Here is a 25,210-nt window from a genome sequence, read left to right as displayed (position 1 = left end):
TAACATCGTCATGTCGGCGTTATGGATTTCAGCCATAAATTCTGAGGCTTGTTTTGGCTGCGTTGACAAGCCAAAAGGAATTTGAACACAATCGAATATAAAAATCTGTCGGGGAGAGAACAGATGTCCTTGCGCGCCTTGCTTCGCGGTTCCTTCGTGGTTGCTGCAACGGTTTTTGCAACGCTGCCCTCCAATGCTCAACAGGCAGACCGTAAAATAGTCACCACGCAAAATGGCGATTATTTCGGTTTTGACCTGCGTACCGAGCAAAATGTTTCACTAGATGAGTGCAAGACGACGTGCCTTGATGACGCGTCCTGCAAGGCATTTACCTATAATCCCAAGGTGCAATGGTGCTTCCTCAAATCGGACTTCAACCAGTTGAACGCTTTCCCGGGCGCTGTGGCTGGCAAAGTCGTGGAAGTGTCCAATGAACCGGATATCGGTGCGCCCAAGCGATTGTCGTTCATTTCCGACGATCTGGTTCAGGAGGCACGGCGCCTCAAGTCCAGCCTGACGGCGACGGACGAACAGGAGGCAATGGGTTTTGATGCCCTGCTTGGCAATGCCAATATGCAAAGCGGCGCGGGAAATATTCCGCAAGCGGTTGATTTCTTTAAGGCTGCCCTGTCACTGGAACCTGACAACGGTACGGTGTGGGCGCAATTGTCTGCGACCGCTGCCCGCGTCGATAACAATTATTCGATTGCCGGACAGGCTGCGTCTGCTGCGCTCAATGCCTATGAGCTGAGCCGTACCTCAAGTGCCAGAACCGACGCGCTGGATGCGTTAGCGCGAGCGTTTGAAAAAACGCAGAATTACCGTGCTGCCCTCAACACCTACAAGGCGCGTCTTGCACTCGTCGATGATGGAGCTATTCGCGCTGCCTATGTAGACCTGCGCACCCGCCAGGGCTTTAGGGTTATCGGCAACACCGTTGATACCGACAGCGCATCGCCGCGTGCCTGCGTGCAGTTCTCCGAACCGCTGTTGAAAGCCGGTGTCGATTATGCGCCTTTCGTGACGCTGGATGGTACGTCGCCAAAGGCTATGGAAGCCAAGGGCAGCGAAATTTGCGTGGAAGGTCTGACCCATGGCCAGCGCTACAAACTTGCTTTGCGTGCCGGTTTGCCATCGTCCGTGGAAGAGCCGCTGGAAAAGCAGGTCGATCTCGACATTTACGTCCGTGACCGTTCGGCCTCGGTGCGTTTTACCGGTGACAGTTTCGTATTGCCGGGCACTGCACGCCGTGGTGTGCCGCTGGTGTCCGTCAACATCGAAAGCGCATCTCTGAAACTCTACCGCGTCGGTGATCGCAACATTGCGCCATTGCTGGCCAATTCGCAGTTTCTCACCCAGATGGATGGCTATAGTTCAGACCGTATCGAAAACGAAATTGGTGAACTGGTGTGGCAGGGCGATATCGTCATTCAGCCTGAGTTGAACAAGGATGTGGTTACGAGCTTCCCGGTGGATGAAGCGCTGCCTGAGCGTAAGCCTGGCATCTATGTTCTGACTGCTGTACCGCCTGGCACTGCGCCGGAAAACTGGGATTCACGCGCAACCCAATGGTTCCTGGTGTCGGATACCGGCGTAACGACCTATGCCGGAACGGATGGCCTGAATGTCTTCGTGCGTGCACTCAGCACCGCCAAGCCATTGGAAGGCGTGGAACTGCAATTGCTGGCCAAGAACAACGAAGTTCTGGCGACCGCAACGAGTGATGCAGAAGGTCGCGCGACCTTTGCCGCCGGTCTGATCCGCGGAACGGCAGCACAGGCACCGGCAGTCATTACCGCCCGTAATGGCGACAGCGATTACGTTTTCCTTGATATGACGCGCGCCGGTTTTGATCTTTCTGATCGCGGTGTGACAGGACGTGCAGCCCCCGGTGCTATCGATGTGATGAGCTGGACGGAGCGCGGAATTTACCGTGCTGGTGAAACCGTCAATGCTGTTGCGCTTGCCCGTGACATTGAAGGTAACGCCATTGAAAATCTGCCGCTAACCTTCGTGTTCTCGCGCCCTGACGGCGTTGAGGATCGTCGCGTGGTCAGTGATGGCCGGGCGCTTGGTGGACACGCGCTGCAGTTTGAAACGCAGGCCACCGCAATGCGTGGCACCTGGACAATGAGGGTCTATACCGATCCAAAGGCGTCATCGCTCAGCGAAACATCGTTCTTGGTGGACGATTTTGTGCCTGATCGGACCGAGTTCGAGCTTTCCAGCTCGGTGAAGGAAATCGTGCCCGGTGCGGAAGCTGATGTTACTGTCGATGGTCGTTATCTTTACGGTGCGCCAGCCGCCGGTCTTGAGCTTGAAGGCGAAGTTGCCCTCAAACCGACCCGCAACAGCGATGCTTTCCCCGGTTATTTCTTTGGTCTCGCTGACGAGGAAAGCCAGGAAGAAAGCCGCATGCCGCTGGAAGAACTTCCCGTGCTGGATGATGATGGCAAGGCGACCTTCCCGGTGACGTTGAGTGAAATTCCGTCGACCACGCAGCTTCTCAATGCCAATGTCATTGTGCGGATGCGTGAGGCTGGTGGCCGTGCTGTCGAGCGCAGCCTGACGTTGCCGGTCAAGTCTGAAGGTTCGATGATTGGTATCAAGCCAGAATTTTCCGGTGATCTTGCTGAGAATTCGGTTGGTCGTTTCCACATCATTGGCGTTTCGGCAGATGGTGCAAAACAAGCTATGAGCGGCCTGACATGGAAGCTGATCAAGGTTGAACGGAATTACCAGTGGTATCGTCAGGGTAATTCCTGGCGTTATGAGCCGGTCGTGTTTACCCGTCAGATGGAAACCGGAACGGTGTCCGTTGACGCCAATGGCGGGCAGATTTCCGTGCCTGTCAATTGGGGTCGTTACCGTCTGGAAGTGGAAACTGCCCAGAATGATGGCCCGACGTCCAGCGTTGAGTTTGATGCTGGCTGGTTCGTGGAGGCAAGCTCAACGGAAACGCCTGATGGCCTGGAAATAGCACTGGACAAGGAACGCTACACGGTTGGCGAAACTGCCAAGCTGCAGATTTCTTCGAAATTTGCGGGTGAGCTAATGGTCACTGCTGGTTCGGAAGCGTTGATTGCCGTCCAGAATGTCTCGATTGGAGAAAACGGCGGTGAAGTGGACATTCCTGTTACCGAGGACTGGGGTGCGGGTGCCTATGTGACCGCCACACTGTTCCGCCCTGGTGATGCGCAGGAAAGCCGCATGCCGATGCGTGCCATCGGTATCAAATGGTTGGCCGTTGACCCGGCTGAGCGCAAGCTGAATGTCTCGCTGACCCTGCCGGAAAAGACGCTACCCCGTCAGCCGCTGGAAATCCCCGTACAGGTGACGGGAGCCGGTGCGGACGAAGACGCCTATGTGATGGTTGCTGCTGTCGATGTCGGGATATTGAACCTGACACGTTACCAGCCGCCAAAGCCGGATGACTGGTATTTTGGCCAGCGCAGTCTGGGACTTGAAATCCGCGATATTTATGGACGATTGATTGACGGTTCGCTGGGTGCGACCGGCCGGTTGCGCACCGGTGGTGATGGCGGGCAGGTTGCCCTACAGGGTAGCCCTCCGACCGAAAAGCTGGTGGCGTTTTTTGCCGGTCCGGTAAAACTGGATGGTGAAGGCAAGGCCGTTATCACCTTCGATATTCCGCAGTTTAACGGCACTGCTCGGGTTATGGCTGTTGCCTATTCCAAGACCGGGGTTGGACATGCGGTGTCTGATGTCGTCATTCGTGATCCGGTGGTGATTACCGCCAGTGCGCCTAAATTCCTGAGCCCCGGTGACGAGGCCCAGTTGCGGCTGGACATTGCCAATACTGATGGTCGCGCTGGCGATTACACACTGACGGTCTCCAGCAACACTGCTGCGACAGTGGGTGAAGGACTGGTGCAGCAGACCCTGACTTTGGCGACAGGTGGCAAAGCGGATCTGACCTTGCCGTTAACAGGCGAAATGCCCGGCAATGCCGAAGTGACGATACGGTTGGCGGATGCGACGGGTGCAGCTCTTGAACAGGAGTTGAACATTCCGGTGCGGCCATCTGCCCTGCCTGTGACCACACGACGCAACATTCGTATTGCTCCCAATAGCAGCCTGACTGTGAACGGTGACCTGCTGGCTGACAGCATGCTGCTTGGTGCATCGGTTGCGGTCAATGTCAGCCGCTCGGCAGCTTTCGATGTTCCGGCACTGGTGATGATGCTCGACAAATATCCTTACGGATGTGCCGAGCAAACGACCAGCCGTGCATTGCCGCTGCTCTATCTGTCTGAAATGACAAGCGACACTGCTCTTTCGCAAGACCCTGAGATCAAGAAGCGCGTACAGGATGCGATTTTCCGCGTGCTGTCCTTCCAGTCGAGTTCGGGCAGTTTCGGCCTCTGGTCGCCCGGCTATGGTGACCTTTGGCTGGATGCCTATATCACCGACTTCCTGACCCGTGCCCGCGAACAGTCCTATGAGGTTCCGGAGCAGGCGATGGTTCAGGCTTTGACCAACCTGCAAAACGGCCTGGCGATTGACAACAATGTCCGGGATCGTGGCAATGAAATCGCCTATGCACTCTATGTGCTGGCCCGCAACAAGAAGGCCGCGATCAACGACCTGCGCTACTTTGCAGATACGGCGCTTGGCGAATTCCCGACACCTCTGGCCAAGGCACAGATCGCTGCAGCACTTTCGCTTTATGGCGATAATAATCGCTCGCAATCGGTCTTTGCATCCTCACTAGGCATGGCGGCCAACTCCGCCAATGTCAGCCTTGCCCGCGCCGATTACGGGTCGGCACTGCGTGATGGTGCGGCCTCTCTGGCACTGGCGGCAGAAAGCCGTCCGGTGCCGCCTGTTGTGCCGCAACTGGCCACCAGTGTTGCCAAGGAATGGGAAAACAAGACCTACACCAGCACGCAGGAACAGGCGTGGATGCTGCTGGCTGCCCGCGCGCTTAAGGGCGAAGACAAGGACATTCGCCTTGATGTGAACGGCGAAATGTCGACCGGTGGATTTGGCAAACAGATGACGGGCGACGAGTTGCTGCACAAGCCGCTGACCATCTCGAATGCCTCTTCCGATCCAGTCACGGCAACGGTCACCACGGTTGCCGCGCCGGCCTCGCCGCTTGCGGCCGGTGGCGATGGGTTCACGATTTCCCGGGCCTACTATTCGCTTGATGGCGAAGAGGTGAACATCAGCGAGGCCGTGCAGAACGAACGTTATGTGGTGGTGCTCAATGTCATGCCGCAGCATGACTGGCAGTCGCGCATCCTGATTACCGACCTCTTGCCAGCCGGTTTTGAAATCGACAATCCAAGCCTTGTGGATAGCGCGCAGCTTTCCAATTTCGAATGGATTGGCGAGGTCGAGGCCGCACACACCGAATTCCGCAGCGATCGTTTCGTGGCGGCATTTGATCGCTCGGCCGGTGACAATTCGGAAATTTCACTGGCCTATGTGGTGCGTGCGGTCACACCCGGTACCTACGATCATCCGGCGGCAAATGTGGAAGACATGTATCGTCCGCAGTTCTCCGCCCGCACAGCAACTGGCCGCATGTCGGTGGTGAAGGCCGAATAAGGCTTTCGCCATGATGCGGATCAAAAGCATGCGGTGGAAAAAGACAGCTATAGCGGTTGCCCTGGTCAGTATTCTGACCATCGGCGCCGCCTATACGCTGGATGCTCTTGATAAGGCCTATCCGCCGCCGCTTGATGCCGCGTTGAGCCGCTCATTCGAAGTGAAGGACGCAAATGGCCAGTTGCTGCGCGCCTTTGCCACGACTGACGGGCGCTGGCGGTTGAAGACGACGGCTAACGATGTTGACCCGCAGTTTCTGAAAATGCTGGTTGCTTATGAGGACCAGCGTTTCTGGCAACATGCCGGTATTGACCCATGGGCGTTGATGCGGGCGGGCTGGCAGCTGGTCTCAAATGGGCGGATCGTCTCCGGTGCTTCCACACTGTCCATGCAGGTGGCCCGATTGATCGAGCCGCGCACGGACCGCTCCTTTTCTGCGAAATTCTTGCAGGCAGCGCGCGCGGTACAGATCGAACGACGCCTGGGCAAGGCGGAAATCCTTGACCTCTACCTCAATCTTGCACCCTATGGCGGCAATCTTGAGGGGGTCCGTGCTGCAAGCCTCGCATGGTTTGGCAAGGAGCCGAAACGCCTCTCAACGGCAGAAGCTGCTTTGTTAGTGTCATTGCCGCAACTGCCTGAAAGGCGACGACCAGACCGTTTTCCTGAGGCAGCAAAGGCCGCCCGGGAGCGGGTGTTGTCGCGCCTTGCCGTTGCCGATGTGTTAGGCGATGGTGAAGCCGCCCGCGCATCGCTTTCAATGGTACCCTCACGACGAATGGAGCTGCCGGCCTTTGCACCGCATCTGGCGGAGGTTGCCAGACGGAAAACGCCTGATGCCGGCGAAATCTCAACCACTTTGTCGCTGTCTGTTCAAAGAGAGCTGGAGGCGCTGGCAAAACGTGCAGCTGAAAAGCTCGGGTCAAAAGTCTCGGTGGCGATCGTGATGGCTGACAGCCGCACTGGAGACATTCTCGCGGAAATCGGTTCTTCCGATTATACCGACACGGCGAGACGCGGCTGGGTGGATATGACGCGGGCAGTGCGTTCGCCTGGCTCTACACTCAAGCCGTTTATCTACGGCCTTGCATTTGAAGATGGCGTGGCAGCGCAGGAAACGCTGATTGAAGACCGGCCTTCCGATTTTTACGGCTATCGCCCGCGTAATTTCGACATGAGTTACCAGGGTGACGTCAGCATCCGCCAAGCTTTGCAGCTTTCTCTCAATGTGCCTGCGGTGAAGTTGCTGGATGCGGTTAGCCCGGCTGCTCTGATGGTGCGTTTCCGAAGGGCGGGCGTGTCATTGTCGCTGCCAGCAGGCGAGGCGCCGGGACTTGCCATTGCGCTTGGTGGGGCCGGTGTTTCGTTGGTTGATCTGGTTCAGCTTTATGCCGCTCTTGCTAATCGTGGAGTGCCGGTCGCTCTCGGCGACGGCGTTCGATCGCAGCCCCAGGCGCAACAGACATCGACAATGCTGGATACGGTCGCGGTGTGGAATGTCAGCGATATACTGGCCAGTGTTCTGCCGCCGCTTGGCATGAAGCAGCGCGGCATCGCTTACAAAACCGGAACCAGTTACGGTTATCGTGACGCGTGGTCGGTGGGGTATGACGGCCGCCACGTCATTGGCGTCTGGGTTGGCCGTGCCGATAACGGCGCTGTGGCGGGCATTGCGGGATATGCCTCTGCTGCACCAATTCTGTTTGAAGCCTTTGAAAAATCTGGCGTGGCGATCACACCCTTGCCATCGGCACCCACAGGTGCGGTGCGGCTGGCCGCACAGGATCTTCCTGCTGCACAACGTCGTTTCAGTGTGACATCAAGCGGGCTTGTGACCGCTTCAACCCGTGAAGCTGCGCCGCATATCGTCTACCCACCCGAGGGGGCAAAGGTGGAACTTTCCGTGCAGGGAGGTGACATGTCGCCGCTGGTTTTGAAGATGCAGGGTGGTCGGGCGCCGTTTCGCTGGCTGGCAAATGGCAAACCCATTCGCGACCTGTCGCGCAAGCGCACCAGCCAATGGCTGCCGGACGGTGCCGGTTATTCGACGCTGACTGTCATCGACGCGGATGGGCGTGCGTCCAGCGTGCGCGTCTTTGTAGATTAGCGCTGTCCGAAGTCTCGCATACGTTATAGCGTGGTTTTAATGGCGTAGCTATTATCTGCGATCTTGCTTGTTTTTTGACATGGATCAGTTCTGAGTGGCTAAAACTATCCCATACTTATTGCCAAGTTGCGCTGGTGCGAACTATGCGCGATGTCTGTTGCAGTGCAATATATTGTCGTCGGGACGATGACATAAGTGCGTTTTTAGGAGAGTTTCATGCTTCAGGATCGTATTCGCAACGCCAGCCTTCTCGACAGGGTGGTCAGTGCGGACGAGGCTGCTTTGCTCATCAACGACGGCATGACCGTTGGTATGAGTGGCTTTACCCGTGCTGGCGAGGCCAAGGCCGTGCCGCTGGCATTGGCGGAACGGGCGAAGAAAAGCCCACTCTCCATTACGCTGATGACCGGGGCATCACTTGGCAATGATCTCGACAAGACCATGGTCGAAGCCCATATGCTGGCGCGGCGCATGCCTTTCCAGTCCGATCCGGCGCTTCGCAAGGCCATCAATGCCGGTGAAGTGATGTTCATCGATCAACACCTGTCGGAAACCGTTGAGCAACTGCGTTCGGGCCAGATCCACGGCGTTGATGTTGCCATTATCGAGGCGGTGGCAATTACTTCCGAAGGTGGCATCGTGCCAACTACATCGGTTGGTAACTCGGCAAGTTTTGCCATTCTGGCGGACAAGATCATCGTTGAAATCAACCTGTCGCAGTCGGTCATTCTGGAAGGGCTGCATGACATTTTCATTCCGGCACGTCGACCTACCCGCATGCCCATCCCGGTGGTGACGCCGGATAGCCGCGTTGGTCTGCCCTATATTCCGGTTCCGCCGGAAAAGATTGCTGCTATCGTTGTCACGGAAAAGGAAGACAGCTTCTCGACCGTTCTGCCACCCGATGACGATACCAAGGCGATTGCCTCCCATCTTTCGGACTTCCTGCTCAACGAGGTGAAGCAGGGTCGCATGGGCTATGAACTGCAGCCGCTGCAGGCCGGTATCGGTACGATTGCCAATGCGGTGATGCACGGTTTTATCGACACACCGTTCCATGACCTAAAAATGTATTCCGAGGTTCTGCAGGACTCGACCTTTGAATTGTTTGACAGTGGCAAGCTGACCTTTGCATCCGGTTCTTCAATCACCCTGTCGGGAGAGATGAACGAAAAGGTTATGCCGCGCCTGATGGACTATAAGTCCCGGTTAATCCTGCGTCCGCAGGAGGTCAGCAACCACCCGGAGGTTATTCGCCGTCTGGGGATTATTGGCATCAACACGGCACTGGAATTCGATATTTACGGCAATGTGAACTCCACCCATGTTGGCGGCACCAATATGATGAACGGCATTGGTGGTTCCGGGGACTTTGCCCGCAACGCGTACATGTCGATCTTTGTCACCAAGTCTATTGCCAAGAATGGTTCGATTTCCAGCGTTGTGCCGATGGTAAGTCATGTCGACCACACCGAACATGATGTGGATATTCTGGTGACGGAAGTGGGCATCGCTGACTTGCGTGGACTTGCGCCGCGTGAGCGTGCGCCGGTGATTATTCGCAACTGCGTGCATCCGCTCTACCGCGACCAGTTGGCAGATTATTATGAGCGGGCTGTAAAACGTGGTGGGCATACACCGCATATCCTCGAAGAAGCATTCTCCTGGCACACGGCACTGCGGGAAAAGGGCACCATGTTGTCTTCTGCCTGATCAACAAAAATGCGGGATTGTAAAAAGCAATTCCGCTTCATTGGGCTTTGCTATAGAAGGGACCCGGCCGGATGCTGTTTTGACGAAGGCTCCATGGTTCGGGGAGAATGAATCTATGCCCTTTGGAATGCGCACAAAATGTGCGGCAGTGTTTATGGTATTTGCCGTGCTGACCGGCTGTGGTGGGCGTCCAATCGGCGTGATGACCCCAACCGGAACGACCGTACCGGGCACGTCTGAAGTCAATCTTCTCGTTGCGACGACCCGTGCTCCCTCTGATAATACCGCAATCCTGTTTGGCGGAGAGCGTGGCACCGGCCTCAAGATCGACGCTGTGACTGTCTCCATTCCACCTGAAGCCAATCGCAAGGTCGGGCAGGTGCAGTGGCCAAAGAAATTGCCACCCAACCCGATCAAGGATTTTACAACGGTTTCGATCGAGCCGATCATCGGTGAGGCAGCCGGTTTTTCGTGGGTGAAGAAGCACCTTTCCAAGGACCGCCGCGTTTTGGTCTTCGTGCATGGTTTCAACAACCGCTACGAGGAATCGGTCTATCGATTTGCGCAGATCGTGCATGATTCCGGTACGGACGTGGTGCCAGTGGTGTTTACCTGGCCATCCCGCGCCAGCATCTTCGATTATAATTACGACAAGGAAAGCACCAACTATTCGCGCGACGCGTTGGAGGAAATGCTGACCCGCCTTGCCAAGGACACGTCTGTTGGTGAGATCACCGTGATGGCCCATTCGATGGGCACCTGGCTTGCGGTGGAATCGCTGCGGCAGATGGCCATTCGCAATGGTCGCGTGAATCCGAAGATCAAAAATGTCATTCTTGCTGCACCTGATCTGGATGTGGACGTATTCAGCCGACAGTACACGGCACTCGGCAAGACGCCGCCGAAGTTCACGTTGTTCGTGTCGCAGGACGACCGGGCCTTGACCCTATCTCGCCGCATCTCCGGTAACGTCGATCGCCTTGGACAGATTGATCCAACGGTTGAGCCCTATGCTTCACAGCTTGAAAAGGCCGGCATTACGGTTCTCGATCTCACCAAGCTGAAGTCAGGAGACAATCTCAATCACGGTAAATTTGCCGAAAGCCCCGAAGTCGTGCGGTTGATTGGCGACCGGTTGATTGCCGGACAGACAGTGACGGATTCTGATGTTGGCCTTGGTGAGGCAATTGGCGCCGTTGGAATTGGCGCAGCGCAAACCGTTGGCACGGCGGCCAGCGTGGTGGTCAGTGCTCCGATTGCTGTGTTTGATCCACGCACACGCGACAATTACGGTCAGCAGGTTGAACGCTTCGGTCGTTCGCTTGGCAACACAATTGGTTCGGTTGGGGATACGGCCGGCAGTGTGGTCAACGAGTCGGCAATGGGTTCGTCCGGCGTGAATTGCGATCTTTCCGTCAATCGCGATCGTGCCGTCTGTAATCGACGCTGACCGCGCAAAACTGTCGCCGGGAAACACAATTATTCAATATACAAACTGCATGCAGTTGAGTATTGCTTAAGGTTAGGTCGCGTCATGTGAACGGCGGCATTGTTCGTCTTGGTTGATTTTCGGAGAGAATATCATGCGTTGGAAACGCACACTTCAGCTTCTCGATGTGCATTGTGAAGGCGAAATCGGTCGCGTCGTCGTGGGTGGTGCGCCGAAAATCCCTGGCGACAGCATTGCTGAACAGCTTCACTGGATGAATACCGATCCGAAAGGTACCGAGCTTCGGCGCTTCCTGACGCTTGAACCTCGTGGCACGCCAATGGGCTCGGTCAATCTGTTGCTGCCGCCGAAACATCCGGACGCCCATGCGGCCTTTGTGATCCTGCAGCCGGATCAGGCCCATGCCAGTTCCGGGTCGAACTCCATCTGCGCCACAACGGCGCTGCTGGAAAGCGGCATGGTGGAGATGAAAGAGCCGGAAACGGTGATCATTCTTGAAACGGCTGCTGGCCTCGTCAAGGCAACCGCCACCTGCCGCGACGGGCGCTGTGAAAAGGTCAAGCTGACCATGGTGCCGTCTTTTGTTCATGAGCTTGATGTCAGCATCGACACACCGGACTGGGGCCGGGTGACGATGGATATCGCTTATGGCGGCATTTTTTACGCGCTGGTGGATGTGCGGCAGATCGGCTTGACCATCGACAAGGCGAACGCAGCCAAGTTGGTGGCGGCGGGTATGGTGCTGAAAGATATCGTCAACCGGGCAGTGCCTGTGGTTCATCCCGAAATCCCGGCGATCTCAGGTGTTGCCTATGTGATGTTCCGCGATGTGGATGCGGATGGCTCCATCCGCACCTGCACCACCATGTGGCCGGGGCGTGCTGACCGTTCGCCATGCGGTACTGGCAACTCGGCCAATCTCGCAACGCTTTATGCGCGCGGCAAGGTCAAACTCGGTGACGAATACACATCGCGTTCGATCATTGGCTCGGAATTTGAGGTGGGCTTGTCGGCGCTGACTAAAGTTGCCGGTCGCCCGGCTGTCATCCCGACCATTGCCGGTCGTGGATTTACATTCGGCCTGCACCAGGTGGGTCTGGACCCGTTTGATCCGCTGGCGGACGGATTTGCGATGACCGATGTCTGGGGACCAGAGGCAGGCGGTATCTAAAGCCGGTCTCAGATCGGTTCTTCCTGCCGGAAAAAATGCATTTACAGCCGCTGAAACCCGTTCAGCGGCTGTATCCCCGGTGCAAAAGATGTTAAGCGGTTGCCGCATTCCATACAGCACCCGAGGTCCGCACGATGAATTCGATCACCCTTCGCCGCCCTGATGACTGGCACCTGCATTTGCGCGATGGCGCCATGCTCGAAGGCGTGATCGGTGATACGTCCAAAGATTTCGCACGTGCGATCATCATGCCAAACCTCGTGCCGCCTGTTGTCACGACCGAGGATGCGCAGGCCTATAAGGACCGCATCGTCAAGGCTATACCGGCTGGCCATAAGTTCCAGCCGCTGATGACGCTTTATCTGACCGAACACACCGAAGCGGATGATGTTGAAGCCGGTAAAAACAGCGGCCTGATCACCGCCGTGAAGCTTTATCCCGCCGGTGCCACCACAAATTCCCACGGCGGCGTGCGTGACATGGACAAGGCCATGCCTGTTCTGGAGCGTATGGCCAAGATCGGTCTGCCGCTTTGCGTGCATGGTGAAGTGACAACGCCTGAGGTCGATATTTTCGACCGCGAGGCCGTGTTTATCGAAACGGTTCTCGAACCGCTGCGCAAGCGTTTGCCAGAGCTGAAAGTGACGATGGAACATGTCACCACAAAAGATGGCGTGGATTACATCAAATCCTCCAAGGCCAATCTCGCCGGTTCGATCACCACGCACCACCTGATCATCAACCGCAACGCCATTCTGGTCGGCGGTATCAAGCCGCATTATTATTGCCTACCGGTTGCCAAGCGTGAAGAACACCGTCTTGCGCTGCGCGCTGCGGCAACATCCGGCGACGCACGTTTCTTCCTCGGCACGGATTCCGCACCGCATATCGATCCGTTGAAGGAATGCGCCTGTGGTTGCGCCGGCGTCTACACCTCGATCAACACCATGAGCTGCCTTGCGCATGTGTTTGAACAGGACAATGCACTCGATAAGCTGGAGGCCTTCACGTCTCTCAACGGTCCGGCATGGTATGGCCTTGCCCCAAATGATGAGACGATCACGCTGGTCAAGCGTGATCAGCCCGTTGCCTTCCCAACCAAGCGGGAAACCGGTGCCGGCATCGTGACGGTGTTTGACCCAATGTTCCCATTGCATTGGGATGTGGCCTAAGCCGCAACACCCATTTACTGAATTTTGAAAAGCCAAAGACGCCCAAGGAGAGCCAGATGATCCATGCCAACTTTACAGATCGCGCCGTCATGGCAGAAATCGTCGCCAAAATGCTCTGGGAAATCAAGGCTGTGCATTTTTCTGCTGACCAGCCGTACAAGTTCGCGTCCGGCATGGCGAGCCCTGTTTACATCGACATGCGCAAGCTGATTTCCTATCCGCGCATTCGCTCAACGGCGATGGATTTTGCCGCGGCAACTGTGATGCGCGACGCAGGTTTTGAAAAGTTCGACTGTGTTGCCGGTGGTGAAACGGCTGGCATTCCCTTTGCCGCTTTCCTGTCCGAGCGTCTTTCGCTGCCAATGATTTACTGCCGCAAGAAGCCAAAGGGCCATGGCCGTAATGCGCAGATCGAGGGCAACATGCCTGAAGGTTCGCGTGTTCTGGTCATTGAAGACCTGACGACAGCCGGTGGTTCGATGTTTACCTTCATTGATGCAATCCGTGCGGCCGGTGGCATCGTTGATCATGGCATTGCGCTTTTTTATTACGGCATTTTCCCGGAAGCGGAACAGCGTTTTGCAGCCGGTAATGTCAAGCTGCACTACATCGCCACATGGCGCGATGTGCTGGCCGTTGCCAAGGCTGACAAGCTGTTCGATGACAATACTTTGGCTGAGGTAGAAGCGTTTCTGGATGCGCCGCTGGCCTGGTCTGGCCGCAACGGTGGTGTCAGCGAATTGCCAACGTCCTGATCTGGTTTTTCTGCGTAACATCGGTTAAATCGATTTAAAGCGCAAAGAATTTTCAGATTCATTTTTCATATGGGTGAGGAGGACCGAATGATCCTGTGCTGCGGCGAAGCTTTGATCGACATGCTGCCACGTCAAACGACGCAAGGGGAGGCAGGTTATGCCCCCTATGCAGGTGGTGCAGTGTTCAATACGGCCATCGCGCTTGGAAGGCTTGGTGTTGCCTCCGGCTTTTTCTGTGGCATTGCCAAGGACATGCTGGGTGACGTGCTGATTGAAAGCCTCAAGGCCGCCAATGTCGATTACAGCTTTTGTGCACTTTCGGATCGTCCGTCCACCGTTGCCTTTGTGAAGCTGGTCAATGGCCATGCGACTTACGCCTTCTATGATGAGGGCACGGCACTCAGAATGTTGTCGCAGGATGACTTACCGGCGCTGGGCGATGACTGCGAGGCCATGCATTTTGGTGCGATCAGCCTTATTCCCGAACCATGCGGCAGCACCTATGAAGCGCTGATGCAGCGTGAACATGCCAGCCGTGTCATCTCGCTCGACCCGAATATCCGTCCGGGATTCATCAAGGACAAGGAAAAACACCTGGCCCGCATTACCCGCATGGCTGCGATGTCGGATATCCTGAAATTTTCTGATGAAGATCTGGAATGGTTCGGTCTGGATGGCGATCTCGACGCCATGGCCACGCATTGGCTGAAGGATGGCACCAAACTGGTGGTGGTGACCAAGGGTGCTGAAGGCGCTGTCGGTTACACCCGGGATCGCAAGGTGTTCGTGCCAAGCCAGAAGGTTGAGGTTGTCGACACGGTCGGTGCTGGTGATACATTTGATGCTGGTATTTTGGCCTCGCTCAAGTTGCAGGGACTGCTGACCAAGGCGCAGGTTGCAACGCTCAGCGAGGAGGCGATTACCAAAGCGTTGGCGCTCGGCTCCAAGGCTGCCGCTGTCACCGTTTCCCGCGCGGGCGCAAACCCGCCATGGGCCAAAGAAATAGGCCTTTAAAACCAGCCTTTGATGCGTTTTGCAATGTGCAGTGTGCCTCCGGATGACTGCCTGGGGCACACAGCACATATGTGTGTTCTACAGTTAGGGTTGCCCGGACACAGTGTAGATTGCGGGAGAAATTTGTGTCAGTGGCAGGTGCCGGTTTTGGTTGGTTGATGATCTTTCTGGCCGTCTTTTTTCAGCCGGTCGGCAAGGTGATGTTTGGCACATGGTTGACAGTCGTGTCCTCGCTTTTTTTTGTGTTCGTCAGTTTCACGCTTACCGCCGTGTTTTTCCTGCTTTTGTCGCGCCGTAGCGTCGGGCAAAAAGCGTGAGGGCCGCTCCTTCTGTTGAATGCCAGCACGGCACTGACCTTTCTCACTTTCTTTTATGCTCTGAAGTTGATTGAACCGGCGATTGTCGGTGCGGTGGAAATTGGTGTCGGTCCTGTTCTGGCTGTGATCATTACCTTCGCTCGTACCGGTCAGAAACCGTCCGTTCAGCGCATTGCGGTCTGCGCGGGTGTGCTAGTTGGATGTGGTGTTCTCGCGCTTGCTGCGGTGAAGGGCAGTGGTTTTGCTTCCATTGGTGAGAATGCCTGGCTTGGTCTGCTTGCAAGTGTGGCCGCCGGTATCGGTGCTGTGCTCATCACTATGGCTTCCAAGGCGCTTCTTAATCGCGGCTGGAAATTCGAGTCGGTGCTGGCGCATCGGTTTTATCTCATCATCCCGATTTCGTTTGTCATGACACTGGGCTCAGGCCTGCCAGCAATTGAATGGTCCGTCTATCTGCTTGCCGTGACAATGATCGCCGTTTTGGCACCGCTTTATCTTCTGCAGGTTGGTATCGAACGTTGTGACGCCTATACTGTGATGGTGACGATGGCGGCACTGCCCATTTTGACCTCCATCATCGAAGGTTTTCCGCCGCTCTATGCCTGGTCCTGGCTGACCGCTGCCGGGATCGGTGTGGTCACCCTGTTTCTGCTGGTTGATGTGATGGCCAAACGCTCCTGATGGATGCTTCTGGTTGAGGCGGCAACGGTGTGTTGGTGATAGCCGACGGCACCCACTAGGCTTGACGTTTTTGCAATCAGTAGGTAGACCGATCTACCTACTAATGAGGTTGCTGATGAGCGATGTGCAAATAACCGTGCCGGAAAGTGCTCGTGAACGTCTTTTACGGGCGGCAGCGGTGCTGTTTTATGAAAACGGCATTGCCGGAACCGGCATTGATGCCATTGTGGAGCGGGCCGGCGTTGCCAAGAAAAGCCTCTACAACAATTTTGCCTCCAAGGCCGATCTGGTAAACCAGTATCTGCAAGTTCGCCATGCCGAATGGCTTGCCCTGTACGATGAGCGGTTGGCCAAGGCGCATTCGCCCAAAGACCGGATCCTGGCGGTGTTCGATGCCTATCAGGATCATGCCGAATATGCCTATGAACGTGGATTTCGTGGATGTGGCCTGCTGAATGCGGCGGCTGAACTGACCGTTGGCGACATCGGGCGCCAGGCGGTGCGTGTTCACAAGGAAGAAGTCGAACGGCTGCTTGCCGATCATTTGGCCGAACTGATTGGCAGTGACAGGCCTCGTGCAATCAAGATCGCACGACAACTGGCCTTTCTCCTAGAGGGTGCCATTACCCGCGCCGGGCTGGAAGGCAACAGCGGGCTGGTGATTGAAGCGCGTGCTATGGCATCGGACCTGCTGGAGACATTATGAATACTGCGCCAAAAGATTTCAGGATTGGTGTGGCGGCCGTTCTATTCGCTTCCGTCGTGTGGGGTACGACCGGTACGGCGGCAACGTTCGCCCCAGAGGTTAGCGCTGCTGCAATTGGTGCTGCCGCCATGGGGATTGGCGGACTGCTACAGGCCGCGATTGCTACCAAAAGTATCCGTCGCTCCATTCCCGATCTGGCTTTGCATTGGCGCAAGCTGTTCCTCGGTGGGCTGGCGGTGGCTCTTTATCCGCTGGCTTTTTACGGATCGATGCGTTTGGCCGGAGTTACGATTGGCACGGTGGTTACTCTTGGCTCGGCGCCACTACTGTCTGCCGTGATAGAAAATCTCTTCGATGGGGCACGTTTGTCGAAACGCTGGTTGGGCGGTGCGCTGCTCGGCCTTGCCGGCATGTTGCTGCTGTGCGTAGCGGAAAGTTCCTCCACCGAAATCTTCACCGGTGGTCATTCGACAATTGCCGGGATTGGATTGGGTCTGGTCGGTGGCCTGACCTATGCGCTTTATTCGTGGACGGCACGCGGTTTGATGTTGCAGGGCATTCGGTCATCCGCAGCCATGGGTGCGACCTTCGGTATTGGTGGCCTACTGCTGATGCCTGTGCTGGTTATGACCGGTGGACCGTTTCTCGCCTCGTGGAACAATGCGGCGGTTGGCCTCTATATGGCGATGGTGCCGATGTTCCTGGGTTACATCTGTTTCGGCATCGGACTGGCGCGAATTCCCGCCAGTATGGCGACGACGATTACACTTATCGAGCCGGTCATTGCGGCAATGCTTGCAGTTGCAATCATTGGTGAACGGTTGCCTATGTTGGGTTGGGTTGGGGTCGCCCTGATCATCTGCTGCCTTATTGTAATTACGGTGCCGATGAAGTTCATTCTGCGTCGACAGAGTTCACTGTCCGGACAATCGTGATAATTAGCAGGCCGGTCGTGCCGGTGCTACCGCCAAAGCATCCCGCCAATTGCCTGTATGGTGGAATGAATTTTCGTGAAGCGTCTGTTTCGCGCAATTGTATCTGTTGATATTTAAGGCGAAATGCCAAATATATAGGCACATCGCAGCGCCGCGTTCATCAGCCGCTGCCACGTTTCTTTTTATCTCCATCAAATGGAATGCAAAATGTCTAGTTCAACATCCGCTTCGCGGGCGCAGAAGCCGTTTTACGCTTCGTTCGGCTTTCAGGTGTTCGTCGCCATGGCTATCGGCCTGGTCCTCGGCTACATCGCGCGCCAGATCGGCCCGACCGATGCTGGCCCGAATTGGCTCGTTCAGACGCTTTCGACCATTGGCTCCATCTTTGTGCAGCTTCTGCGCGCCCTGGTGCCTCTGCTGATTTTCACGGCCATTGTGGCCAGTATCGCCAACCTGCGTGAACTCAACAATGCAGCGCGCCTCGTCTGGCAGACCCTGCTGTGGTTTGCGATTACGGCACTGATAGCGGTTCTCATCGGTATCGTACTTGGTCTGGTCATTCAGCCGGGGATCAACAGTGGTGTTGCCGCAACGACTGCCGCGGCACCTTCCAGTACCGGTTCGTGGCTTGATTTCTTGAAAGGCCTTATCCCTTCCAACGTGCTAGGCCTGCAGGCATCGACACGGATCAATGACAGTGGTGCCACCACATCGCTCAACTTCAACGTCTTGCAGATCCTTGTGGTTTCGATTGCCGTTGGTATTGCCGCCTTGCAGGTGGGTGAAAAGGCTGAACCGTTTCTGTCCTTCAACCGTTCGCTGCTTGCCATTACCCGTAAGATTCTGTGGTGGGTCATTCGCCTGACGCCAATCGGCACAATCGGCCTTCTGGGCAATGCGGTTGCCGTTTATGGCTGGGATGCGCTCGCATCGCTTGGTTGGTACTCTGCTGCGATCTACATCGGTTTGGCGATCGTGCTTTTCGTCGTCTATCCAATCGTGCTGGCAACAAACGGCCTGAACCCCGTGCGGTTCTTCGCCGGTGCATGGCCTGCGATCCAGTTGGCCTTCGTTTCCCGTTCGTCGATTGGCACTCTGCCGGTAACCGAGCAGGTTACGGAACGTAATCTCGGTGTACCACGCGAATATGCAGCCTTTGCCGTGCCGCTCGGTGCGACCACAAAGATGGATGGTTGCGCGGCAATCTATCCGGCCATTTCGGCGATCTTTGTCGCGCAGTTCTACGGTATTCCGCTTGGTGTGCAGGAATATGTGCTGATTGCCTTTGTTTCGGTACTTGGTTCTGCTGCAACTGCTGGCCTGACTGGTGCGACGGTCATGTTGACGCTGACGCTTTCCACCCTTGGCCTGCCTCTGCAGGGCGTTGGTCTGCTGCTTGCGGTTGATCCTATTCTCGACATGGGTCGTACTGCCGTTAACGTCGCTGGCCAGGCACTTATCCCGACCGTCGTTGCAAAACGTCAGGGCATTCTCGATCAGGACGCCTATGACCGCGTTGAAGGTATCGACGCGCTTGATCCGACAGCCGTTCCTGCTGAATAAGCGCGGGTGCTGCGAATGACAAAACCGCCGGGCGACCGGCGGTTTTTTTATGCGATATGATGGGGCGGGGGAGGCAGGTCACTGTGTTTTGTGGTCAGCGAGCCCGGTGGATGGCCAATGATGCGTTTGAAGGCCCGGCTGAATGCGGCCTGTGAGCCGTAACCGAGTTTCAGGGCGGCCGTTTCAATCGGCATATGTTCCTTGCCAATCCATTGCGAAGCAAGCCGCATGCGAAGCTCAGTTAGATAACGCAGTGGTGTTATGCCGGTCACTTCGAGAAAACGTTCGGCAAAAACCGAGCGTGACGCACCCATCTGGCTGGCGAGTTCTGCCAGAGACCAGTCGTGGCCGGGATTGTTGTGAATGGCAAGCAGAACGCGACCAAGACGAGGATCGCGCAACGCCGCAATCCAACCGGAGGAATCGCCACAGCCACATTCGACCCATGCCCGCACGATGAATGCGGCAACCACATCGGCAAGCCGCGCCAGAATGCCTGCAAAGCCGGCACGGGCCTGTCGCGTTTCCCGCTCCATCGCCTCCAGCATCGGCAGCAGTTCCGGGTAACGATTAATCAAGGTGCCAACAAACATCACTTCCGGCATCAGTCCGACAAGCGGGTGCAGGCCGCCCAGGTCAAACTCCATGCAGCCGCTGAAAACAAGTATGCGCTCAGCGGCCGGTGTTTCGGGGCTGCAGGTCTTGATGGCGGTGACGGAATTGCAGAGCGGCGCAGTGTTGAAGGAACGGATGTTCTGGCAGGGCATTTCCGGGCTGGACAGCAGGGAATGTGCGCCACCACGTGGCAACAGAACGGCATCGCCAGTGTTCATCTCGTGCAGGCTACCGGACAGTGTTCTCAGATAGACCGGGCCGCGTGCCACAAAGTGAAATTGTGCTCGTCCCTCGACCTCACCAAACGCCAGACCAAAGGGCGGAGCAACTTCGATGCGATTGTAGTTCAGGCCGACAAGTCGCATGCCCATCAGCAGCTCACTGACGAGATCGGGATCTGGCAAGCTGTGATTTTCGGACTTTCGATCAAGCATGACGGATTTTGTGACATAGATAGTCCGGGCTGTCCAGCTTATCTTCAGATCATTCCTTCCCTCCCAAAGGACAAGATGATGAACCCGACTTTTGAACCTACACAGGCTGGGGCTGGCCCGGAAACCCCTGTATGGGGTGCCGTGGCCTCCATGGCACTCGGTGTATTCGGACTGGTGACGGCAGAGTTTCTGCCCGCAAGCCTTCTTACCCCCATTGCTGCTGAACTTGGTATTACCGAAGGTGCGGCCGGACAGGCTGTTACCGTCACAGCGGTTGTTGGCATGATTGCCAGCCTGCTGATCACATCGGCTGCACGTCGCATTGACCGTCGCCATTTGATGATGTTTTTCTCCGCGCTGCTGGTTGTTTCCAATCTTATGGTGGCGGCTGCCCCCGGCTTTACGCTGCTTTTGCTCGGGCGTCTGCTGTTGGGCGTGGCGCTTGGCGGTTTCTGGGCAATGTCCACGGCCATCGTCATCCGCCTTGTACCGCCGCGTAATGTGCCGCGGGCCCTGTCCATGGTGTTCAGCGGTGTGTCTGCTGCAACCATCGTTGCGGCACCGATTGGCAGTTACGTCGGTGAAATGGCCGGCTGGCGTTTCGTTTTCGTGTTGACGGCCGGTTTGGGTGTTGTTGCCCTTATCATGCAGTATCTGACGCTGCCAAAGCTCGCCCCCTCAGGCACAAGCAGCCTGCGCACCCTTGGTACCGTGTTGGCAAGACCAGGCATCGCGCTTGGTCTGGTGGCGGCAACGCTGGTATTTGGCGGACACTTTGCGTTCTTCACTTACCTTCGTCCGTATCTGGAAATGGATATCGGTGCCAATATTGGCATGGTCTCGGCGCTGTTGCTGGGCTTTGGATTGGCCAATTTTGTGGGCACGCTGACGGCTGGATCTTTGATCGGGCGTAGCCTCAAGCTGTCGCTGGCCGTCTTGCCACTGTTGATGGCTGCTATCGCATTCGTGATTGTGACCACACAACCGCCGCTGCCTCTGGCTGCCGTGCTTGTTGCGCTGTGGGGTTTCCTGTTCGGCGCGGTGCCGGTGTCATGGTCGACATGGCTGGCGCGCACCATTCCCGATGAAGCGGAAAGTGCCGGCGGTTTGCTGGTTGCCTCCATCCAGTTTGCCATCGGCATGGGTGCGGCAGTTGGCGGCTTTATCTTCGACACAAATGGCGCAACCGGCGTTTTCGGTATCAGTGGTCTGGTGCTTGCTGTCGCCAGCATTGGTATCATTCTCGGGGTCAAGCCGCGCGCGCAGGTCAGTCTCGCCTGATCTCCTCAAAATTTGGATCATGGAAAAGTCGGGATCATCCCCCGGCTTTTTCTTTGTGTTTCAATCAGATAATCGCAGCTTTCTGCCAGTTGTTGTGACCTCATCTCGGTCGGTCTATTGTGTTGGTCAATCCGGCGCTTGCGATTATAGTTTTACGGGTATATACCCATGGTTATGTCAACCAGTAACTGTCACTGCATATTGCTGCGCCAAGCCTCCCGGAAGGTCTCGTCCTATTATGACGAGGCGCTGGCTCCGCTTGGGGTAAATATCGGCCAGTTCAGTCTGCTAAGGAAGATCAGGCGTCTGGCGCCCGCGTCATTGACCGATGTTGCTGTCGCAGCGGAATTGGACCGCTCGACGGTCGGCCGTAATGCCAAGGTACTGGAGCGTATGGGGCTGGTGGCAATTGGCCATGGCGAGGACCAGCGCGAGGCTATGTTGTCTATCACCAAGCAAGGGCAGGCCGTTCTGAATGAGGGTGCGCCGCTCTGGGACGGCGTGCAGGATGATATTGAGGCTCGGTTGGGCACTGACAGAACGAGACAGTTACAGGAGCTGCTGGCAGCTCTCTAATTTTTATCATGAAGCGGGTATATGCACGCAAATAAGGGTATCTACCCGTATTTCGACGCAACACCAGTGATCAGGAAAGGGAAGTGCAATGTTTTCCGAACGTCTTGCTGGCTGGATGGCTGGCAAAAATCTTCATTATGGCTGGGTGGTGGCGTCGACCACATTTCTGACCATGCTCGCGACCGCCGGTGCCATGGGCTCCGCCGGGGTGATGATCCAGCCGCTGCATCAGGAATTTGGCTGGGACATTGCCGATATCTCTTTTGCCATGGCGGTGCGTCTGGTGCTTTTTGGCCTTCTCGGACCGTTTGCTGCGGCCTTCATGAACCACTTTGGAGTGCGCCAAGTTGTGTTGACGGCGCTGACACTGATTTTGTTTGGCATCCTGACATCGTTTCTGATGACGGAAGTCTGGCAACTCGTCGCACTCTGGGGTGTGGTCATCGGTGTCGGCACAGGCATGACAGCGCTGGTCCTTGGTGCAACGGTCGCCACACGCTGGTTCTCGAAACGCCGCGGGCTGGTTGTTGGATTGATGACTGCCAGCAACGCAACCGGTCAGCTGGTGTTTTTACCCATTCTTGCCGCACTTACCGAAGCCTATGGCTGGCGCACAGCCCTGATGCTGGCTGTCACGGTAATCGTGTTGGCAATGCTACTCGTGCTGTTTCTGATGCGTGACTATCCGGCCGATGTTGGTTTACCGGCCTATGGTGAGGAGACGGTGAGTGCGCGGGTAAAGCAGGATCACAAACTACTTGCCACACTTGTGTCGCCACTGCTGGTGTTGAAGGAAGTGTCTACAAACCCGGTATTCTGGGTGTTGTTCGGAACATTCTTCATCTGCGGTCTGTCGACCAATGGGCTCATTCAGACGCACTGGATTTCGATTTGCGGAGATTTTGGCATGGCTGCGGTGACGGCGGCGGGCACGCTAGCGGTTATCGGCATCTTTGATTTCTTTGGTACGGTATTTGCTGGCTGGCTGTCGGACCGTTTTGACAATCGTTTCCTGCTGTTCTGGTTTTATGGTCTGCGTGGCCTATCGCTGATCTACCTTTCCTTCTCGGGTTTCAGTCTGGTGGAGCTGTCGATCTTTGCGGTATTTTACGGTCTGGACTGGGTTGCCACCGTTCCGCCAACCGTCAAGCTGGCGGCTGAGAATTTCGGACGCGAAAAAGCCGGTCTGGTTTTTGGATGGGTGTTTACTGGCCACCAGCTTGGCGCTGCGACCGCCGCTTTCGGTGCCGGATATTTCAGGGATGATTTCGGAACCTATATGCCCGCTTTGCAGATCGCAGGTGTCATGTGCATGATCGCGGCTGTGTCAGTGCTGCTTTTGAGAAAACCAGGTACCACCAATCTCGCGACACCAAATTTGGCGCGGTCTTGACGTTCAAGCCAGTCATACAGACACAGGCTTGGTTTTCATGAAAAAGCCGGGAGCATATCCCGGCTTTTTTATCTTGTGTTGTTGGTTATTTCGCCATACCGGCCAAAACCTTGACCAGCCCCTGTGTGGAACTGTCATGGCCATCGGCCTTTTCCTTGCCTTCCACAACCGGCAGCAGGCCCGTTGCCAGTTCCTTGCCAAGCTCCACGCCCCACTGGTCGAAGGAGTTGATACGGAACAGCACGCCTTCCACAAAAACGCGGTGTTCATAGAGTGCGATCAGGCGACCAAGCGCAAATGGTGTCAGTTGGTCATACACGAAGGTGATCGAGGGGCGGTTGCCGGTAAAGACGCGGTGTGGCGCAATGAAATCGGCCTGTTTGTCGTCCATGCCCTTTGAGGTCAGCTGTGCCTTGGCTTCTGCCAGTGTGCGACCCTTCATCAGTGCCTCTGACTGGGCAAGGCAATTGGAAATCAGCAACTGGTGCTGATGACGCAATTCTTTTTCAAAGCCGTTGGCGGCAATCATGAATTCAGCCGGGATGATGCTCGTTCCCTGGTGAATCAGCTGATAGAATGCATGCTGTCCATTGGTGCCGGGTTCACCCCATACGACCGGGCCGGACTGACCTTCAACGGCTTTGCCGTCAATCGTGACGCCCTTGCCGTTGGATTCCATGTCGAGCTGCTGCAAATAGGCAGGGAAGCGCGAAAGCCGCTGGTCGTAAGGCAGAATGGCGCGGGTTGGATAATCCAGCACATTGCGATGGTAAAAACCGATAAGGCCCAGCAGCATTGGCAGGTTTTGACGGAATGGCGCTTCGCGGAAGTGCTTGTCCATCGCATGCGCGCCATCAAGGAACTTGCCGAAGTTTTCAGGCCCGATGGCAATCATCAATGGCAGACCAATTGCCGACCAAATGGAGTAGCGTCCGCCGACCCAATCCCAGAAACCGAAAATACGGTCACTTTCGATGCCGAAGGCGGCGACCTTGTCCAATGCGGTCGATACTGCGCAAAAGTGGTGCTTTACGGCGTCTTCACCCAGTTTGTCGGCGATGAACTTGCGTGCCGTTGCAGCATTGGTCATCGTTTCGATGGTGGTGAATGTTTTTGATGCAACGATGAACAGTGCTGTCTCAGGATCAATCGATTTCAGCGTATCTGCAATATGCGCGCCATCAATGTTGGATACGAAGTGCGCACGTGGACCATCATGGAATGGTGCGAGTGACAATGTCGCCATGACCGGGCCGAGGTCCGAACCACCAATGCCGATATTGATGACGTCGGTGATCTTTTTGCCGGTTGCGCCTTTGAGTGTGCCCAAGCGAATTGCATCGGCGAACTTGCCCATGGCGGCGAGAACGTCGTTGACATCAGGCATCACGTCCTTGCCGTCAACCAGGACCGGAGTGTTGGAACGGTTGCGCAAAGCTGTGTGCAATACGGCGCGATCTTCGGTGAAGTTGATCGCCTTGCCCGAGAACATTTCTTCGCGTTTTTCTGCAACGCCACCTGCCGTTGCCAGCTTTTCAAGCAGGTCAACAATCTCGGCATTCACCGCGCATTTGGAATAATCCATCAGCAGATCGTCAAAACGGACGCTGAAATTGTCGAAACGCTTTGCGTCATTGGCGAAAGCGGCCCTGATATCTGTTGCGGATGTGGCCGCAGCCGTAGATTTCAGGTTTTCGATGATAGCCTGCATGGAATGTTCCTCAGTTCCGTGGAAGGATGCAGAAACTAT

The 25,210-nt window shown here is 56.1% G+C and carries 18 protein-coding genes; 16 read left to right on the top strand and 2 right to left on the bottom strand.

The window, feature by feature from the left end; genetic code table 11:
* Positions 1–123: 123 nt before the first annotated feature.
* From M2418_RS23155 to M2418_RS23095, 13 genes are all read left to right on the top strand, one after another.
* Positions 124–5,577, top strand: coding sequence for an alpha-2-macroglobulin family protein (locus tag M2418_RS23155; RefSeq protein WP_259149373.1), 5,454 nt, complete (start codon positions 124–126; stop codon positions 5,575–5,577).
* A 28-nt stretch (positions 5,578–5,605) separates the two neighbouring features.
* Complete coding sequence (pbpC, locus tag M2418_RS23150) at positions 5,606–7,684, top strand: penicillin-binding protein 1C (protein ID WP_259149371.1); 2,079 nt, start codon at positions 5,606–5,608, stop codon at positions 7,682–7,684.
* 216 nt (positions 7,685–7,900) lie between these two features.
* The gene (locus M2418_RS23145; RefSeq protein WP_259149370.1) at positions 7,901–9,397 is read left to right on the top strand and encodes an acetyl-CoA hydrolase/transferase family protein; all 1,497 of its coding nucleotides are present in this window, start codon (positions 7,901–7,903) and stop codon (positions 9,395–9,397) included.
* A 127-nt stretch (positions 9,398–9,524) separates the two neighbouring features.
* Positions 9,525–10,847: an alpha/beta hydrolase gene (locus tag M2418_RS23140; RefSeq protein WP_259149507.1), complete on the top strand. Its 1,323-nt coding sequence runs from the start codon at positions 9,525–9,527 to the stop codon at positions 10,845–10,847.
* A 133-nt stretch (positions 10,848–10,980) separates the two neighbouring features.
* Positions 10,981–12,018: a 4-hydroxyproline epimerase gene (locus M2418_RS23135; protein WP_259149369.1), complete on the top strand. Its 1,038-nt coding sequence runs from the start codon at positions 10,981–10,983 to the stop codon at positions 12,016–12,018.
* A gap of 134 nt (positions 12,019–12,152) precedes the next feature.
* Entirely contained in the window at positions 12,153–13,190 is a 1,038-nt protein-coding gene (pyrC, locus tag M2418_RS23130; RefSeq protein WP_259149367.1) for a dihydroorotase, read from the top strand.
* Positions 13,191–13,246: 56 nt separating this feature from the next.
* Positions 13,247–13,945 carry an orotate phosphoribosyltransferase gene (locus M2418_RS23125; protein ID WP_192491453.1) on the top strand — a complete coding sequence of 233 codons (699 nt, stop codon included), beginning with the start codon at positions 13,247–13,249 and terminating at the stop codon, positions 13,943–13,945.
* Positions 13,946–14,032: 87 nt separating this feature from the next.
* Positions 14,033–14,959, top strand: coding sequence for a carbohydrate kinase (locus M2418_RS23120; RefSeq protein ID WP_259149364.1), 927 nt, complete (start codon positions 14,033–14,035; stop codon positions 14,957–14,959).
* A 125-nt stretch (positions 14,960–15,084) separates the two neighbouring features.
* Positions 15,085–15,276, top strand: a complete 192-nt coding sequence (locus tag M2418_RS23115) for a hypothetical protein (RefSeq protein WP_259149363.1) — start codon at positions 15,085–15,087, stop codon at positions 15,274–15,276.
* A 15-nt stretch (positions 15,277–15,291) separates the two neighbouring features.
* Positions 15,292–15,957 (top strand): hypothetical protein, encoded by a 666-nt coding sequence (locus tag M2418_RS23110; protein ID WP_259149361.1) that lies wholly within the window; start codon positions 15,292–15,294, stop codon positions 15,955–15,957.
* A gap of 115 nt (positions 15,958–16,072) precedes the next feature.
* Positions 16,073–16,663, top strand: a complete 591-nt coding sequence (locus M2418_RS23105; protein WP_259149360.1) for a TetR/AcrR family transcriptional regulator — start codon at positions 16,073–16,075, stop codon at positions 16,661–16,663.
* A complete protein-coding gene (locus M2418_RS23100) occupies positions 16,660–17,598 on the top strand; it encodes a DMT family transporter (protein ID WP_259149358.1) in 939 nt (312 codons plus the stop codon). Before M2418_RS23105 ends, M2418_RS23100 begins: the two co-directional genes overlap by 4 nt.
* A gap of 207 nt (positions 17,599–17,805) precedes the next feature.
* Positions 17,806–19,161, top strand: coding sequence for a dicarboxylate/amino acid:cation symporter (locus tag M2418_RS23095; protein ID WP_259149356.1), 1,356 nt, complete (start codon positions 17,806–17,808; stop codon positions 19,159–19,161).
* A 47-nt stretch (positions 19,162–19,208) separates the two neighbouring features.
* Here M2418_RS23095 and M2418_RS23090 read toward each other — a convergent pair whose 3' ends face one another.
* Positions 19,209–20,210 carry an AraC family transcriptional regulator gene (locus tag M2418_RS23090; protein WP_250985604.1) on the bottom strand — a complete coding sequence of 334 codons (1,002 nt, stop codon included), beginning with the start codon at positions 20,208–20,210 and terminating at the stop codon, positions 19,209–19,211.
* A 78-nt stretch (positions 20,211–20,288) separates the two neighbouring features.
* Between M2418_RS23090 and M2418_RS23085 the strand changes: the two genes are divergently transcribed.
* From M2418_RS23085 to M2418_RS23075, 3 genes are all read left to right on the top strand, one after another.
* Positions 20,289–21,491: an MFS transporter gene (locus M2418_RS23085; RefSeq protein ID WP_259149354.1), complete on the top strand. Its 1,203-nt coding sequence runs from the start codon at positions 20,289–20,291 to the stop codon at positions 21,489–21,491.
* 174 nt (positions 21,492–21,665) lie between these two features.
* Positions 21,666–22,067, top strand: coding sequence for a MarR family winged helix-turn-helix transcriptional regulator (locus M2418_RS23080; protein ID WP_259149506.1), 402 nt, complete (start codon positions 21,666–21,668; stop codon positions 22,065–22,067).
* An 88-nt stretch (positions 22,068–22,155) separates the two neighbouring features.
* Positions 22,156–23,460, top strand: coding sequence for an MFS transporter (locus M2418_RS23075; RefSeq protein WP_259149353.1), 1,305 nt, complete (start codon positions 22,156–22,158; stop codon positions 23,458–23,460).
* A gap of 85 nt (positions 23,461–23,545) precedes the next feature.
* Here the strand turns inward: M2418_RS23075 and pgi are convergent, their stop codons facing one another.
* Positions 23,546–25,171 carry a glucose-6-phosphate isomerase gene (gene pgi, locus M2418_RS23070; RefSeq protein WP_259149352.1) on the bottom strand — a complete coding sequence of 542 codons (1,626 nt, stop codon included), beginning with the start codon at positions 25,169–25,171 and terminating at the stop codon, positions 23,546–23,548.
* Between the last annotated feature and the right edge of the window lie 39 nt (positions 25,172–25,210).

Origin of the sequence: Rhizobium sp. BIGb0125 (assembly GCF_024810055.1) — a bacterium.
Lineage (GTDB): Bacteria > Pseudomonadota > Alphaproteobacteria > Rhizobiales > Rhizobiaceae > Agrobacterium.
The sequence above is the reverse complement of the archived record's forward strand: the minus strand, read 5'-3'. Positions and strand labels throughout refer to the sequence as shown.

Excerpts from the sequence above, each read along its gene's own strand:
- M2418_RS23155 (WP_259149373.1), top strand. The coding sequence starts at position 124 with ATGTCCTTGCGCGCCTTGCTTCGCGGTTCCTTCGTGGTTGCTGCAACG.
- pbpC (WP_259149371.1), top strand. The coding sequence starts at position 5,606 with ATGCGGTGGAAAAAGACAGCTATAGCGGTTGCCCTGGTCAGTATTCTG.
- M2418_RS23145 (WP_259149370.1), top strand. The coding sequence starts at position 7,901 with ATGCTTCAGGATCGTATTCGCAACGCCAGCCTTCTCGACAGGGTGGTC.
- M2418_RS23140 (WP_259149507.1), top strand. The coding sequence starts at position 9,525 with ATGCGCACAAAATGTGCGGCAGTGTTTATGGTATTTGCCGTGCTGACC.
- M2418_RS23135 (WP_259149369.1), top strand. The coding sequence starts at position 10,981 with ATGCGTTGGAAACGCACACTTCAGCTTCTCGATGTGCATTGTGAAGGC.
- pyrC (WP_259149367.1), top strand. The coding sequence starts at position 12,153 with ATGAATTCGATCACCCTTCGCCGCCCTGATGACTGGCACCTGCATTTG.
- M2418_RS23125 (WP_192491453.1), top strand. The coding sequence starts at position 13,247 with ATGATCCATGCCAACTTTACAGATCGCGCCGTCATGGCAGAAATCGTC.
- M2418_RS23120 (WP_259149364.1), top strand. The coding sequence starts at position 14,033 with ATGATCCTGTGCTGCGGCGAAGCTTTGATCGACATGCTGCCACGTCAA.
- M2418_RS23105 (WP_259149360.1), top strand. The coding sequence starts at position 16,073 with ATGAGCGATGTGCAAATAACCGTGCCGGAAAGTGCTCGTGAACGTCTT.
- M2418_RS23100 (WP_259149358.1), top strand. The coding sequence starts at position 16,660 with ATGAATACTGCGCCAAAAGATTTCAGGATTGGTGTGGCGGCCGTTCTA.
- M2418_RS23095 (WP_259149356.1), top strand. The coding sequence starts at position 17,806 with ATGTCTAGTTCAACATCCGCTTCGCGGGCGCAGAAGCCGTTTTACGCT.
- M2418_RS23090 (WP_250985604.1), bottom strand. The coding sequence starts at position 20,210 with ATGCTTGATCGAAAGTCCGAAAATCACAGCTTGCCAGATCCCGATCTC.
- M2418_RS23085 (WP_259149354.1), top strand. The coding sequence starts at position 20,289 with ATGAACCCGACTTTTGAACCTACACAGGCTGGGGCTGGCCCGGAAACC.
- M2418_RS23080 (WP_259149506.1), top strand. The coding sequence starts at position 21,666 with ATGTCAACCAGTAACTGTCACTGCATATTGCTGCGCCAAGCCTCCCGG.
- M2418_RS23075 (WP_259149353.1), top strand. The coding sequence starts at position 22,156 with ATGTTTTCCGAACGTCTTGCTGGCTGGATGGCTGGCAAAAATCTTCAT.
- pgi (WP_259149352.1), bottom strand. The coding sequence starts at position 25,171 with ATGCAGGCTATCATCGAAAACCTGAAATCTACGGCTGCGGCCACATCC.